We start from the raw sequence: 13,159 nt of genomic DNA, 5'->3' as shown, positions 1-13,159 counted from the left end.
ACCGGCGGCTGCAACATCCAGTTCGCGGTGAACCCGGACGACGGCCGGATCATCGTCATCGAGATGAATCCGCGGGTGTCGCGGTCCTCCGCGCTCGCCTCGAAGGCCACCGGCTTCCCGATCGCGAAGATCGCCGCGAAGCTGGCCGTCGGCTACACCCTCGACGAGATCCCGAACGACATCACCAAGCAGACCCCGGCCTCGTTCGAGCCGACGCTCGACTACGTCGTGGTCAAGGTGCCGCGCTTCGCCTTCGAGAAGTTCCCGCACGCCGACGCCCGGCTGACCACGACCATGAAGTCGGTCGGCGAGGCGATGGCGATCGGCCGCAACTTCCCCGAGGCGCTACAGAAGGCGCTGCGCTCGCTGGAGAAGAAGGACGCGCAGTTCGACTTCGGCGGCGAACCCGGCGACAAGGCCGCGCTGCTTGAGCTGGCCGCGGTGCCGACGGACGGCCGGATCAACGCGGTGATGGCCGCGCTCCGGGCCGGGGCGAGTGTGCCGGAGGTGTACGAGGCGACCGGCATCGACCCCTGGTTCGTGGACCAGCTTGCGCTCATCGAGGAAATGGCCCGGGAACTGGCCGCCGCACCGGAACTGACGCCGGGTCTGCTGCGGCGGATGAAGCGGTACGGGTTCTCCGACGCGCAGATCGCGCAGATCCGCTCGCTGGAAGAGCCGGTGGTGCGCGCGGTGCGGCACGCCCTGGGCGTGCGGCCGGTGTACAAGACCGTGGACACCTGCGCGGCCGAATTCGCGGCCAGCACCCCGTATCACTACTCCTCCTACGACGAGGAAACCGAGGTAGCGCCGCGCGCCAAGCCCGCGGTCATCATCCTCGGCTCCGGGCCGAACCGGATCGGGCAGGGCGTCGAGTTCGACTACTCCTGCGTGCACGCCTCCTTCGCGCTGCGCGAGGCCGGCTACGAGACGGTGATGGTCAACTGCAACCCGGAGACCGTCTCCACCGACTACGACACCTCCGATCGGCTCTACTTCGAGCCGCTGACGCTGGAAGACGTGCTCGAGGTCGTGCACGCCGAGCGCCAGGCCGGTCCGCTGGCCGGAGTGCTGGTGCAGCTCGGCGGGCAGACCCCCCTGGGTCTGGCGCAGCGGCTGAAGAACGCGGGCGTGCCGATCGTGGGCACCAGCCCCGAGGCGATCCACTTGGCGGAGGAGCGCGGCGCGTTCGGCCGGGTGCTGGAGCAAGCCGGCCTGCCCGCGCCGAAGCACGGCACCGCGTTCTCCTTCCCCGAGGCCAGCGCGATCGCGGACGAGATCGGTTACCCGGTGTTGGTGCGGCCTTCCTACGTCCTCGGCGGACGCGGTATGGAGATCGTCTACGACTCGGCCTCGCTCGCCGAATACCTTGAGCGGCACGCGGGCCTGGTCTCCGAGCACCCGGTGCTGGTTGACCGGTTCCTCGACGACGCGATCGAGATCGACGTCGACGCGCTCTACGACGGCACCGAGCTGTACCTCGGCGGGGTCATGGAGCACATCGAGGAAGCCGGGATCCATTCCGGCGACTCGGCCTGCGCGCTGCCGCCGATCACCCTGGGCAGCCACGACATCAAGCGGCTGCGCGCCTCGACCGAGGCGATCGCCAAGGGTGTCGGCGTCAGGGGCCTGATCAACATCCAGTTCGCGCTGGCCGGGGACATCCTCTACGTGCTGGAGGCCAACCCGCGCGCCTCGCGCACCGTTCCGTTCGTCTCGAAGGCCACCGCCGTCCCGCTGGCCAAGGCGGCGGCCCGGGTCAGCCTCGGCGCCACCATCGCCGAACTGCGGGCCGAGGGTCTGCTGCCGGTCGAGGGTGACGGCGGCGCGCTGCCGCTCGACGCGCCGATCGCGGTCAAGGAGGCGGTGATGCCGTGGTCGCGGTTCCGGATGCCGGACGGACGCGGCGTGGACGTGCTGCTCGGCCCGGAGATGAAGTCCACCGGCGAGGTCATGGGCATCGACGCCGACTTCGGCACCGCGTTCGCCAAGTCGCAAACCGGGGCGTATGGTTCGCTGCCGATCGGCGGCCGAGTGTTCGTCTCGGTGGCGAACCGGGACAAGCGCTCGATGGTGTTCCCGATCAAGGCACTGTCCGACCTGGGCTTCGAGATCCTGGCCACCGAGGGCACCGCGGAGGTGCTGCGGCGCAACGGTGTGACCGCGACCGTGGTGCGCAAGCACTCGCAGGGGACCGGACCGAACGGCGAGCCGACGATCGTGCAGCGGATCATGGACGGCGAGGTTGACCTGATCATCAATACGCCGCACGGCGTCGGACCGCGGCTGGACGGCTATGAGATCCGCACGGCCGCGGTCTCTATGGGCAAGCCCTGCATCACGACGATCCAGGCGCTCGGCGCGGCAGTGCTCGGCATCGAGGCGCTGCGGCGCGGGGACGTGGGCGTCGGATCGCTTCAGGAACACGCGGCCCGGCTTAACGCATCACGTGCCCGAAACGCCGGGACGCAGTCCGCCGCGACACAGACCGCTCCGGCTGCGGTGAGTTGATGCTCTACCGGCTCCTGTTCGCGGCCATCTTCCGGCGGATGGACCCGGAACGCGCTCACCACCTCGGTTTCGGCGCGATCCGGGCCGCCGCGGCGGTGCCCGGCGTGGCGCGGGCGTTGCGGTCGTACTGCGGCCCGCGCGATCCGGCACTGTTCGTGTCCGCCCTCGGGCTGGACTTCCCGGGTCCGTTCGGCCTGGCGGCCGGCTTCGACAAGAACGCCGTCGGCATCGATGGGCTCGCGGCGCTCGGCTTCGCCTTCGTCGAGGTCGGCACGGTCACCGCGCGCCCGCAGCCGGGCAATCCGGCACCGCGGCTGTTCCGGCTGCCCCAGGACCGGGCGCTGGTGAACCGGATGGGCTTCAACAACGACGGGGCCGAGGCGGTCGCGGCCCGGCTGACCCGCTGGCGGGAGCGGCAACGGAACAAGGGGCGGACCCGGGGCGTCGGATCGCCGATCGTCGGGGTCAACCTCGGTAAGAGCAAGGTGGTGCCGGAAGCCGAGGCGATCGCCGACTATGAAACCTCGGCCAGGCTGCTCGCTCCGCTGGCCGACTACCTCGTCGTCAACGTCTCCTCGCCCAACACCCCCGGCCTGCGCGACCTGCAGGCTGTCAGTGTCCTGCGACCGTTGCTGCTGGCCGTGCGCACGGCGGCGGACACCGCGGCAGGACGACACGTGCCGTTGCTGGTCAAGATCGCCCCTGACCTGGCCGACCAGGACGTCGACGCGGTCGCCGAACTCGCCGTGGAGATCGGCCTCGACGGAATCGTGGCGACCAACACCACGATCCGCCGCGACGGACTGGCCACGCCCCCGCGCGAGGTCGAGGCGCTCGGCGTGGGTGGCCTTTCCGGACCGGTGCTGCGCGAACGCGCGCTCGAGGTGCTACGGCGGCTGCGTGCCCGGGTCGGTCCCGAGATGACGATCATCGGCGTCGGCGGCATCACGACGGCCGAGGACGCCGCCGAGCGGTTGGCGGCCGGCGCGACGCTCCTTCAGGGCTACACCGGATTCATCTACCAAGGACCGTTCTGGGCCGCGCGCATCCATCGAGGCCTGACGCGCGCGGGGCTCGGCCACCGGGCACAGCGACCGAGCGACGTGCCTATGCCCGGAATCGAACGACGCCAGCCAAGCGGCCCAGGCCGCCGAGAGGAGAATGCGAGCCGATGACCGCGCCGTTCGGAGCCCGGCTGCGTGCCGCGCTCGACACCCGCGGGCCGCTGTGTGCCGGCATCGACCCGCACAGCGCCCTGCTTACTTCCTGGGGCCTGAGCGACGACGTGGCCGGCCTGGAGCGCTTCGCCGGCACAGTCGTCGACGCGCTGGCCGACCGCGTCGCGGTGCTCAAGCCGCAATCAGCCTTCTTCGAACGCTTCGGCTCGCGCGGCGTCGCGGTCCTGGAGCGCACCATCGCGGACGCGCGATCCGCCGGTGCGCTGGTCATCCTCGACGCCAAGCGCGGCGACATCGGCTCGACCGTGGAGGCGTACGCCCAGGCGTACCTCGATTCGGCCGCGCCGCTGTTCGCGGACGCGCTGACCGCCTCGCCCTATCTCGGCTACGCCTCGCTCGAGCCGCTGTACGCGACCGCCGAGAAGCACGGCGCGGGTGTGTTCGTGCTCGCCTTCACCTCGAATCCGGAGGGTGCCGCGGTTCAGCAGGCGGTTACCGCGGACGGCAAGACCGTTGGCGCGACGATCCTGGAAGGCGCGGCGGCACGTAACGCAGGGATCGAACCGCTCGGTTCGATCGGGGCGGTGGTGGGTGCGACGCTCGCACAGGTCCCGTTCGACCTAGCCGCGTTGAACGGTCCGATTCTCGCCCCGGGTCTCGGTGCTCAGGGTGCGACGCCTGAGGATCTGCGCGGCCTGTTCGGTGACGCGCTGGGCAACGTGGTGCCGTCGATGTCGCGCGAATTGCTGCGGCACGGGCCTGGCATCGCCGGTCTCCGCGAGGCCGCTGAGCGGTCGATTGCCGCATGTCGTACGGCGCTGCGCTATGCGGGAACTTAGAAATTACGGCCGCCGCGGCCACAAGTCGTAGGATCTATGCCTTCTGACTCGCGACACGGACCGTCACCGCCTCATAGACTGAGCGCATGCAGCACTACTCGGAGCGTCTGCTGCTTCACGTGAAGCGAGCCGAGCAAGCCACCCAGGCGGCGAAGGAGGCCGCGGTGCGGGAGGTGGGGATCACCGCCGCGCAGCAGGCCGTGCTGGCCGTGCTGAGCGATAACCCGGGCATCAATCCCGCCGAGCTGGCCCAGCGCTGCGGGGTGACCCAGCAGACGATGAACGGCCTGCTCTCCCGGATGGAACTGCGCGGCTTCGTGCGCCGCGCCCCGCACCCGCTGCATGCCAGCCTGGTCGAGATCAAGCTGACCGCGCCGGGCCGGGCGGTGTTCGAGGAGTCGGACGCGCTGGTGGACAGGCTGGAGCAGCGGCTAACCGACGGGCTGTCCGCGGCGGAGGTCGCCCTGATGCGTGACTTGCTCGGCCGTGTCACCGAGAACGCCGCCAGGGTGATGGCCCAAGCCAACTAAGGCGCCGCGGCGTGTGGCGCCGCGCCGGAGTCGGTGTGATCGTGCACACGACGGTCGCGCCCACCTGGCCGTGTTCGAAATGATCGGGCGGGGCAATATGGGCTTGGATGCTGCCGGACTGCCCAGCGCGAGGATGTCGACGGTGCCGAGGATTGCGCATTGAACGGTCGCAAGGTGGATGACGCCGAGGACGCACCCGTCGGCGGGGGCGCCGGCCTCGCCAACGCCGCACATCTCGACGCCGGCGTCGATCTCAACGAGGGCACTGCCCTGAGCGACACCGGCCGCGGCCCGCGCGGCCCCATCGGCGCCGATATAGAGCAGGCCGCCGAGAACACGGCGGCGCTCTCCGGCTCGGCCGTGCGCGGCGTGCTGCCGCTGTGGCGAAACCGCGACTACGCCGGCTGGTGGATCAGCTCCCTGGTCTCCTCGCTGGGCAGCGCGATGTCCCAACTGGCTTATCCGCTGCTGATGCTTTACGCCACCGGTTCGGTCGCCAGAGCCGGAGTGGTCGGCGCCTGTCTCAATATCGGCGGGCTGTCCACGACGCTGCTCGGCGGCGCTCTGGCCGACCGCTACCCGCGCCGCAGGCTCATCATCACCGCCGACCTCATCCAGGCGGTCGCCGTGGCCTCGGTCGTGGCCGCAGTGGCAGAGGGCTACGTCAACGTCGTGCACATCGGCGCCATCGCCCTGATCCAGGGCATGTGCAACGGCATCGGCGGCGCGGCGATGACCCCGGTGCTCAAGCGGATCGTGCCGCCCGCGCAGTTCCCCGCGCTCTCCGCCTCCAAGCAGGGCCGCGAGATGATCTCCCGGCTCGCCGGACCCCCGCTCGGCGGAGCGCTGTTCTCGCTGGCCAAGTGGATACCGTTCCTCGGCGACGCGATCTCCTTCCTGGTCAGCGCGGTAGGCGTGGCCATGATCCGCAAGCCGCTCGGCCCCGATCCCGGGGAGGCCGCGAGCAACACGCCCTGGCAGGGCATGCGCGAGGGCTTCGCTTACATCCGCACCAGCGTCTACCTGCGCTTCATCATCATCTGGTCGGCGCTCACCAGCGCGCTGCTCGGCGGCATCGTGCTGCTGGTCATCGCACTGCTCAAGGCGCGTGGCGGAAGCCCGACCACGGTCGGCGCGGTCACCGCGCTGGCCGCGATCGGCGGGCTCGGCGGCGCGCTCATCGCGCCCGTGCTGCTCAAGCGGGTTCCGTCGCGCATCGTCGTGCTCGCCGCGTCGTGGATCATCGGCCCCGCGGTGGTCGGCATCGCTGCCGCGCCCCGGCCCTGGGAGATCGGCGTGATCGCCGCCTTCCTGGTGTTCCTCATCGTGCCGCTGACCGTGCTGCTGGAGAGCTACCAGCTGCGAATCGTGCCCGACGCGCTCATGGGCCGGGTGTCCTCGGCGCTCAGTTTCGGCACCTCCGGCTTGCTGTGGACGGCGCCGGTGACCGCGGGCGTGCTCGCCGACAACTTCGGCGTGCCGACCGCGATGCTGGTGCTCTCCGGGGCCTTCGTCCTGCTCGCCGTATGGTCCACGCTCGCTCCGGCGGTGCATTTGCTGGACCAGCCCGACGAGGTCGCCCAGCCTGCGCAGCGTGCGCGAAAGGCCGAGCCGGAGCGATAGAAGGCGGGTCTAGGGTGCGGTCATGACCGAGCCGACCTTCACCACGCGCCCCGAACTCTGTGGAACTTTCGGCATGATCGCCTCCACGCACTACCTGGCGACCGCCGCCGGTATGTCCGTGCTCGAACGCGGCGGCAACGCCTTCGACGCCGCCGTCGCCGCGGCCTTCACCCTGCACGTCGTCGAGCCACACCTCAACGGACCCGGCGGCGAGGTCCCGATGATCCTGGCCCCCGCCGCGACCGGTACCGCCGCCGACTCGACACCACGCGTACTCGCGGGGCAGGGACCGCTGCCGGCAGCCGCGACCATCGAACACTTTGAAGCCCTCGGCATCGACCTGATCCCCGGCACCGGCCTGTTGCCCGCCACTGTGCCCGGAGCCGTAGGCGCCTGGCTGAGCCTGCTGCGCGACCACGGCACCATGCACCTGCGCGATGTGCTCGACTACACCCTCGGCTACGCCGCGAAGGGCCATCCGCTCGCTCCCGGCGTCGTGGGCACCATCAGCGCGGTCGCGGGTCACTTCCGCGAGCAGTGGCCCGCCTCGGCCGCGCAGTGGCTGCCGGACGGGCGCGTGCCGCGGCCGGGGGAACTGCTGCGTCTCCCGGCGCTGGCCGCGACCTACCAGCGCCTGCTGGCCGAGGCGGAAGCGGCCGGGGCCGGCCGCGAAGCCCAGATCGACGCCGCGCTGCGCGCCTGGTACTCCGGCTTCGTCGCCGACTCGGTCGAGCGGTTCTGCCGGATCCCCGTGCCGGACGAGACCGGCCGGGCTCACGCGGGCCTGCTGACGGCCGCCGACCTCGACGCTTGGCGCCCCGGCTACGAGCCCACCGTGAGCCTGCCCTGGCGCGGTCTGACGATCCACAAGGCAGGGCCTTGGACCCAAGGACCCGCGCTCCTGCAGCAGCTCGGAATGCTCGACGCGCTCGGCGAGCTGCCGCCGCCGGGCTCGGCAGCGCGGGTGCACCGGGTCGTCGAGGTGGCCAAGCTCGCCTTCGCCGATCGCGAAGCCTGGTTCGGCGACGGCCCGGATGTCCCGATCGAGCAGCTGTTGGCGCGGGAGTACCTGCGCGATCGGGCAGCGCTCGTCGGCGATCAAGCCTGCGCCCGGCTGCGCCCCGGTGCGCCCGGCGGCCGCCCGCCGCGCCTTCCAGCGTTCCTTGACTCCCCTCGATCAGTGGCCCGAACAGGCGAATCACCGGATGCGATGAGTGCGGTCGAGCGTCCAGGGAACCGACACGGAGTCGGTGAGACACAGGTCGCGCCGGACGGCACGACTCGGGGCGACACGTGCCACATCGACGTGGTCGACCGGTGGGGAAATATGATCTCCGCCACTCCGTCCGGCGGCTGGCTGCAATCCTCGCCGACCATCCCTGAGCTGGGCTTTTGCCTCGGAACTCGCGGCCAGATGTTCTGGCTCGAGCGTGGCTTGCCCAATTCCCTCACACCCGGCAAACGGCCGCGGATCACGCTCAGCCCCTCCCTCGCCTGCCGCGACGGCCGGCCGGTGCTGGCTTTCGGCACACCGGGCGGGGATCAGCAGGATCAATGGCAGTTGTTACTGCTTTTGGGCTGGGCAAATGATGGTCTAGGCCTCCAGGCCGCGATCGACGCGCCCGCATGGCACAGCAACGCAGTGCCCTCATCATTCGCGCCGCGCCAGCGCGATCCTCTCGGCTTGGTGATCGAGTCGCGATTCTCTGGTATTACCATTGATGAGCTGCAAAAACTCGGTCACGAAACGATTGAGGCAGGCCCTTGGTCGCTGGGTAGACTCTCGGCCGTATATCGCGATCCTGACACCGGTATCCTGCGTGCGGCGGCCAATCCGCGGGGCATGCAGGGCTACGCCGCGGGTCGCTGAGAGCGCTCCAAGTCGGATCGAGCGGCCCGCAAAATCCGGCGGTCCCGTTCACGCGCCGCCGCGAACTCCGGTACGCTCCGGTTTTATCGCAGACCAGCGGGGGTGTCACCTTGCCACTGAAGCTGTAAGCGACTAGGTTCCGGCAACGGACAACCGAGCCGCCCGGCCGTGCGAACGGCAGGACGGCTCACCCCACCGATCCGCATCGACGTCATGAGGTGAATTGGCGTGGCTCTTCCGCCCCTCACACCCGAACAGCGCGCGGCAGCTCTCGAGAAGGCAGCCGCAGCCCGGCGTGAGCGTGCCGAGGTCAAGAACCGGCTCAAGCACTCGGGGGCTTCCCTCTCCGAGGTCGTCCGCGAGGGCCAGAAGAACGACGTAATCGGCAAGATGAAGGTCTCGGCTCTGCTCGAGTCCCTGCCGGGCGTCGGGAAGGTTCGGGCCAAGCAGATCATGGAGCGGCTGTCGATCTCCGAGACCCGTCGGGTCCGGGGCCTCGGCGCCAACCAGATCGCCGCGCTCGAGCGGGAGTTCGGCGGCGCCAAGTAGTCGGACCCCGGACGCTGCGCGCGAGCGCAGCAGCCGGGCCGTTTACTTGGGCGCGTTTGGAAAAGTAGCGGCGGATCAAGGCCGCGGCGTCTGGCGCGTGCGATCGCAAGGCGGCGGGACATCCTCATATTGGCTATCTGTGGATGTTCCGCCAACGCAGCGAGCGTGCGTGGCAGGCGTCGCGGCCCCGGCGATACTTTGCGAACGCGCCCCACGGCGCCACCGCGCCGAGAGGACCCAAGAGGGCTTTCGGGCACTGCTCTGGTCCTTCTCGGCGCGGGTGTACCCGCCCCACGCGGCGCCGTGGGGTAACCTCGGTGCGCGTGAGCTCCACGCAAACCGGTGAAGGTGAACCTTCGACGCCGCCGGCCCCCCAGGACCTTGACACGCGCCCCGACGCGGGCCGTGACGCGGCCTTGCCACCGGATCGGCCATCCCCGCGACAGATGCCTGACCGGCACGACGCCGCATCCGCAGTTCCTCGCAGGCTGACCGTCCTGTCCGGCCCGTCCGGAGTGGGCAAGAGCACGGTGGTCGCCCACCTGCGCACCGCCCATCCCGAGATCTGGCACTCGGTCTCGGTCACCACCCGGCACGCGCGCCCCGGCGAGATCCACGGCGTGCACTACTTCTTCACCGACCAGCAGGGCTTCGACAAGCTGGTGGCGAACAGCGAACTGCTCGAATGGGCCCAGTTCGCCGGCAATCGCTACGGCACGCCCCGCCAGCCCGTGCTGGACCGGCTCGCCGCCGGCGCGCCGACCCTCCTGGAGATCGACCTGCAAGGCGCGCGCCAGGTGCGCGCCGCGATGCCCGAGGCGCTCCAGGTCTTCCTCGCCCCGCCGAGCTGGGACGAGCTGGTCCGCAGGCTGACCCGCCGCGGCACCGAGCCGCCCGAGGTGGTTGAGCGCAGGCTGGCCGCCGCGCGGGTGGAGCTGGCCGCGGAGTCCGAGTTCGACGTGACCCTCGTCAACACATCCGTGCAGGACGTGGCGCGGGAACTGGTAAACTTGATGGGCCTGTCCTAGGCGGATGCGCCGCGGCAGGAACCTTTTTTCCTCACGATCGGAAGGTCTCCTTCGTGTCCGTGACCGAGCCCGAGGGCATCATCAACCCGCCGATCGACGAACTGCTCGAGGCGACCGACTCCAAGTACAGCCTGGTGATCTACGCGGCCAAGCGCGCGCGCCAGATCAACGCCTACTACTCGCAGCTCGGCGAGGGGCTGCTGGAGTACGTCGGCCCGCTGGTCGACACGCACGTGCACGAGAAGCCGCTGTCGATCGCCCTGCGCGAGATCAACGCCGGGCTGCTGACGGCGGAGCCGGTCGAGCAGGCCTGAGCCTCCGGTGCCCAAGCCGCGCGTCGTCCTCGGCGTGGGCGGCGGAATCGCCGCGTACAAGGTGTGCGAGGTGCTGCGGCGCTTCACCGAGTCAGGCCACGACGTAACCGTCGTGCCGACCGCCGCCGCCCTGCGTTTTGTCGGCGCGCCCACTTGGGAGGCGCTGTCCGGGCATCCCGTCTCGGCCGAGGTCTGGGAGCGGGTATCCGAGGTGCCGCACGTGCGCCTCGGCCAGTCCGCCGACCTGGTGCTGGTTGCCCCGGCCACCGCCGACCTGCTCGCGAAGGCCGCCCACGGCATCGCCGATGACCTGCTCACCAACACGCTGCTGACCGCGCGCTGCCCGGTGCTGTTCGCCCCGGCGATGCACACCGAGATGTGGGAGCACCAGGCGACTCGCGAGAATGTCGCGACGCTGCGGCGGCGCGGCGCGATCGTGCTCGATCCCGCGGTCGGCCGGCTTACCGGCGCCGACTCCGGACCCGGCCGGCTGCCGGAACCCGCGGAGATCTACGAGATCGCGGCCGCGGTGTTGCGCCGCGGCGGCCCGCTACCTGAGGATCTGCGCGGGCTGCGCGTGGTGATCTCGGCCGGCGGCACCCGCGAACCGCTGGACCCGGTTCGATTCCTCGGCAACCGCTCCTCCGGCCTCCAGGGATACGCATTGGCCGCCGCGGCTGTGGCGCGCGGCGCGGAGGTCACCGTCATCGCCGCGAACGTCGCCCTCCCGGATCCGGCCGGGGCCAAGGTGATCCGGGTCGGCACCGCACTTGAGTTGCGCGACGCGATGCGCGCCGCGGCCGCCGACGCGCAGATCATCGTCGCCAACGCCGCGGTCGCCGACTTCCGGCCCAAGCAATACGCCGAGTCGAAGATCAAGAAATCTGACGAGCACTCGGCCCCGAGCGTCGAGCTGGTGCAAAACCCGCACGTGCTGCGCGAACTCGGCCGCGATCGCCTCGCCGAGGGCCAGACCGTCGTCGGCTTCGCCGCGGAGACCGGCGACGAACGCGCCTCCTTCCTGGACCTCGGCCGCCGCAAGGTCGCCGCGTACGGCGTGGACCTGCTCGTGGTCAACGAGGTCGGCGCGGACAAGGTCTTCGGCCAGCAGGTCACGCAGGGCGTCATCGTCGGCGCCGACGGCGTGGAGACCGAGGTGCCGCTCGGCTCGAAGCGCGCCCTGGCCGACGCCGTCTGGGACCGGGTCGCGCAACTGCGTAGGGACGACGTCACCGCGGACTGAGGCAGCCGCCGACTCCGTGCGTCAGCGTCCGCCGCGGAACATGGCACAGCCGTTCTGTGCAAGCCACGGGCGTTAACTGGGCAGTCACGGGCGTAAACACCGAACCGACACCCATAGCGAGTGGCCCCGGTACCCTATTTCGGGGGGTATCCAAGCGCCTGGTGTGCACAGTTAGACTGACGCGTGCACACGCGCGGGTCCCGAGGCCCCCGCCGATAAGTCAGCAGCCGCTGCAAGAAGGAGCCGACCTGTGGTCCGTCCGGACACCGCCCGCCGCTTGTTCACCTCCGAATCCGTGACGGAGGGGCATCCCGACAAGATCGCCGACCAGATCTCCGACTCCATCCTCGACGCGCTGCTCAAGGATGACGCCTCCTCGCGCGTGGCCGTGGGAACGATGATCACGACCGGCCAGGTGCACATCGCCGGCGAGGTCACCACCACCGGATACGCCGACATCCCCACCATCGTGCGCGAGACGATCCTCGGCATCGGCTACGACTCGTCGAAGAAGGGCTTCGACGGGGCGTCCTGCGGCGTGTCCGTGTCGATCGGCTCCCAGTCCCCGGACATCGCGCAGGGCGTGGACGCGGCCTACGAGTCGCGGGTCGACGGCGGCGTGGACGAGCTTGACCTGCAGGGCGCGGGCGACCAGGGCCTGATGTTCGGGTACGCCTGCTCGGACACCCCCGAACTGATGCCGCTGCCGATCGCCCTCGCGCACCGGCTGGCCCAGCGGCTCGCCGCGGTCCGCAAGGACGGCACCGTCGCCTACCTGCGCCCGGACGGCAAGACCCAGGTCACCATCGAGTACGACGGCGATCGGCCGGTGCGCCTCGACACGGTCGTGGTCTCCTCGCAGCACGCCTCGGACATCGACCTGGCCACGCTGCTGACCCCGGACGTCAAGGAGTACGTCGTCGATCAGGTGCTCGCCGAGTTCCAGCAGGGCGGCCTGGACATCGACACCGAGGGCTACCGGCTGCTGGTCAACCCGACCGGCCGGTTCGAGATCGGCGGCCCGATGGGCGACGCCGGCCTGACCGGACGCAAGATCATCGTCGACTCGTACGGCGGCATGGCGCGGCACGGCGGCGGCGCGTTCTCCGGTAAGGACCCGTCGAAGGTGGACCGGTCCGCGGCGTACGCGATGCGCTGGGTGGCCAAGAACATCGTCGCCGCGGGCCTGGCCACGCAGGCCGAGGTGCAGGTTGCCTACGCGATCGGCAAGGCCGCGCCGGTGGGCGTGTTCGTGGAGACCTTCGGCACCGAGAACGTCCCGGTGAACCGGATCCAGCAGGCCGTCGGCGAGGTGTTCGACCTGCGGCCGGCCGCGATCATCCGCGACCTGGACCTCAAGCGCCCGATCTACGCCCAGACCGCCGCCTACGGCCACTTCGGCCGCGAGCTGCCGGACTTCACCTGGGAGCAGGCCAACCGGGTCGAGGCGCTCAAGTCGATCATCGGCTGAGCC

11 protein-coding genes are annotated in these 13,159 nt (G+C 70.4%); all 11 read left to right on the top strand.

The features are described 5' to 3' along the window. A partial coding sequence (carB, locus tag VN779_RS06905) for a carbamoyl-phosphate synthase large subunit (protein ID WP_325721299.1) occupies nt 1–2,511 on the top strand: 2,511 nt, incomplete at its 5' end. Then, entirely contained in the window at nt 2,511–3,686 is a 1,176-nt protein-coding gene (locus VN779_RS06900) for a quinone-dependent dihydroorotate dehydrogenase (protein WP_325721297.1), read from the top strand. The genes carB and VN779_RS06900, both read left to right, overlap by 1 nt. Next, nucleotides 3,683–4,528 (top strand): orotidine-5'-phosphate decarboxylase, encoded by an 846-nt coding sequence (gene pyrF / locus VN779_RS06895; protein ID WP_325721295.1) that lies wholly within the window; start codon nt 3,683–3,685, stop codon nt 4,526–4,528. The genes VN779_RS06900 and pyrF overlap by 4 nt, the downstream gene beginning before the upstream one ends. Nucleotides 4,529–4,614: 86 nt before the next feature. Further along, nucleotides 4,615–5,058, top strand: a complete 444-nt coding sequence (locus VN779_RS06890) for a MarR family transcriptional regulator (RefSeq protein WP_325721293.1) — start codon at nt 4,615–4,617, stop codon at nt 5,056–5,058. 159 nt (nt 5,059–5,217) lie between these two features. Further along, entirely contained in the window at nt 5,218–6,681 is a 1,464-nt protein-coding gene (locus VN779_RS06885; protein WP_325721292.1) for an MFS transporter, read from the top strand. A gap of 22 nt (nt 6,682–6,703) precedes the next feature. Then, nucleotides 6,704–8,551 (top strand): gamma-glutamyltransferase family protein, encoded by a 1,848-nt coding sequence (locus VN779_RS06880; RefSeq protein ID WP_325721290.1) that lies wholly within the window; start codon nt 6,704–6,706, stop codon nt 8,549–8,551. 228 nt (nt 8,552–8,779) lie between these two features. Then, on the top strand, nt 8,780–9,100 hold the full coding sequence (gene mihF / locus VN779_RS06875) for an integration host factor, actinobacterial type (protein ID WP_211469867.1): 321 nt from the start codon (nt 8,780–8,782) through the stop codon (nt 9,098–9,100). Nucleotides 9,101–9,546: 446 nt separating this feature from the next. After that, nucleotides 9,547–10,128, top strand: coding sequence for a guanylate kinase (gmk, locus tag VN779_RS06870; protein ID WP_325721288.1), 582 nt, complete (start codon nt 9,547–9,549; stop codon nt 10,126–10,128). Nucleotides 10,129–10,181: 53 nt separating this feature from the next. Then, nucleotides 10,182–10,442 (top strand): DNA-directed RNA polymerase subunit omega, encoded by a 261-nt coding sequence (gene rpoZ, locus VN779_RS06865; protein ID WP_211469866.1) that lies wholly within the window; start codon nt 10,182–10,184, stop codon nt 10,440–10,442. Nucleotides 10,443–10,449: 7 nt separating this feature from the next. Then, nucleotides 10,450–11,685, top strand: a complete 1,236-nt coding sequence (gene coaBC, locus VN779_RS06860; protein WP_325721287.1) for a bifunctional phosphopantothenoylcysteine decarboxylase/phosphopantothenate--cysteine ligase CoaBC — start codon at nt 10,450–10,452, stop codon at nt 11,683–11,685. A 250-nt stretch (nt 11,686–11,935) separates the two neighbouring features. Further along, nucleotides 11,936–13,156, top strand: a complete 1,221-nt coding sequence (gene metK, locus VN779_RS06855) for a methionine adenosyltransferase (protein ID WP_349260678.1) — start codon at nt 11,936–11,938, stop codon at nt 13,154–13,156. The last annotated feature ends 3 nt before the right edge of the window (nt 13,157–13,159 follow it).

The sequence above is a fragment of the Actinocrinis sp. genome, assembly GCF_035605935.1.
Taxonomy (GTDB): domain Bacteria; phylum Actinomycetota; class Actinomycetes; order Streptomycetales; family Catenulisporaceae; genus Actinocrinis.
Note: the sequence above shows the minus strand (reverse complement) of the source record. Positions and strands in the feature narration are given on the sequence as shown.

Bases quoted from the DNA above. Each gene is read 5' to 3' on its own strand.
- gmk (WP_325721288.1), top strand. From the start codon at position 9,547: ATGCCTGACCGGCACGACGCCGCATCCGCAGTTCCTCGCAGGCTGACC.
- VN779_RS06880 (WP_325721290.1), top strand. From the start codon at position 6,704: ATGACCGAGCCGACCTTCACCACGCGCCCCGAACTCTGTGGAACTTTC.
- VN779_RS06890 (WP_325721293.1), top strand. From the start codon at position 4,615: ATGCAGCACTACTCGGAGCGTCTGCTGCTTCACGTGAAGCGAGCCGAG.
- pyrF (WP_325721295.1), top strand. From the start codon at position 3,683: ATGACCGCGCCGTTCGGAGCCCGGCTGCGTGCCGCGCTCGACACCCGC.
- VN779_RS06900 (WP_325721297.1), top strand. From the start codon at position 2,511: ATGCTCTACCGGCTCCTGTTCGCGGCCATCTTCCGGCGGATGGACCCG.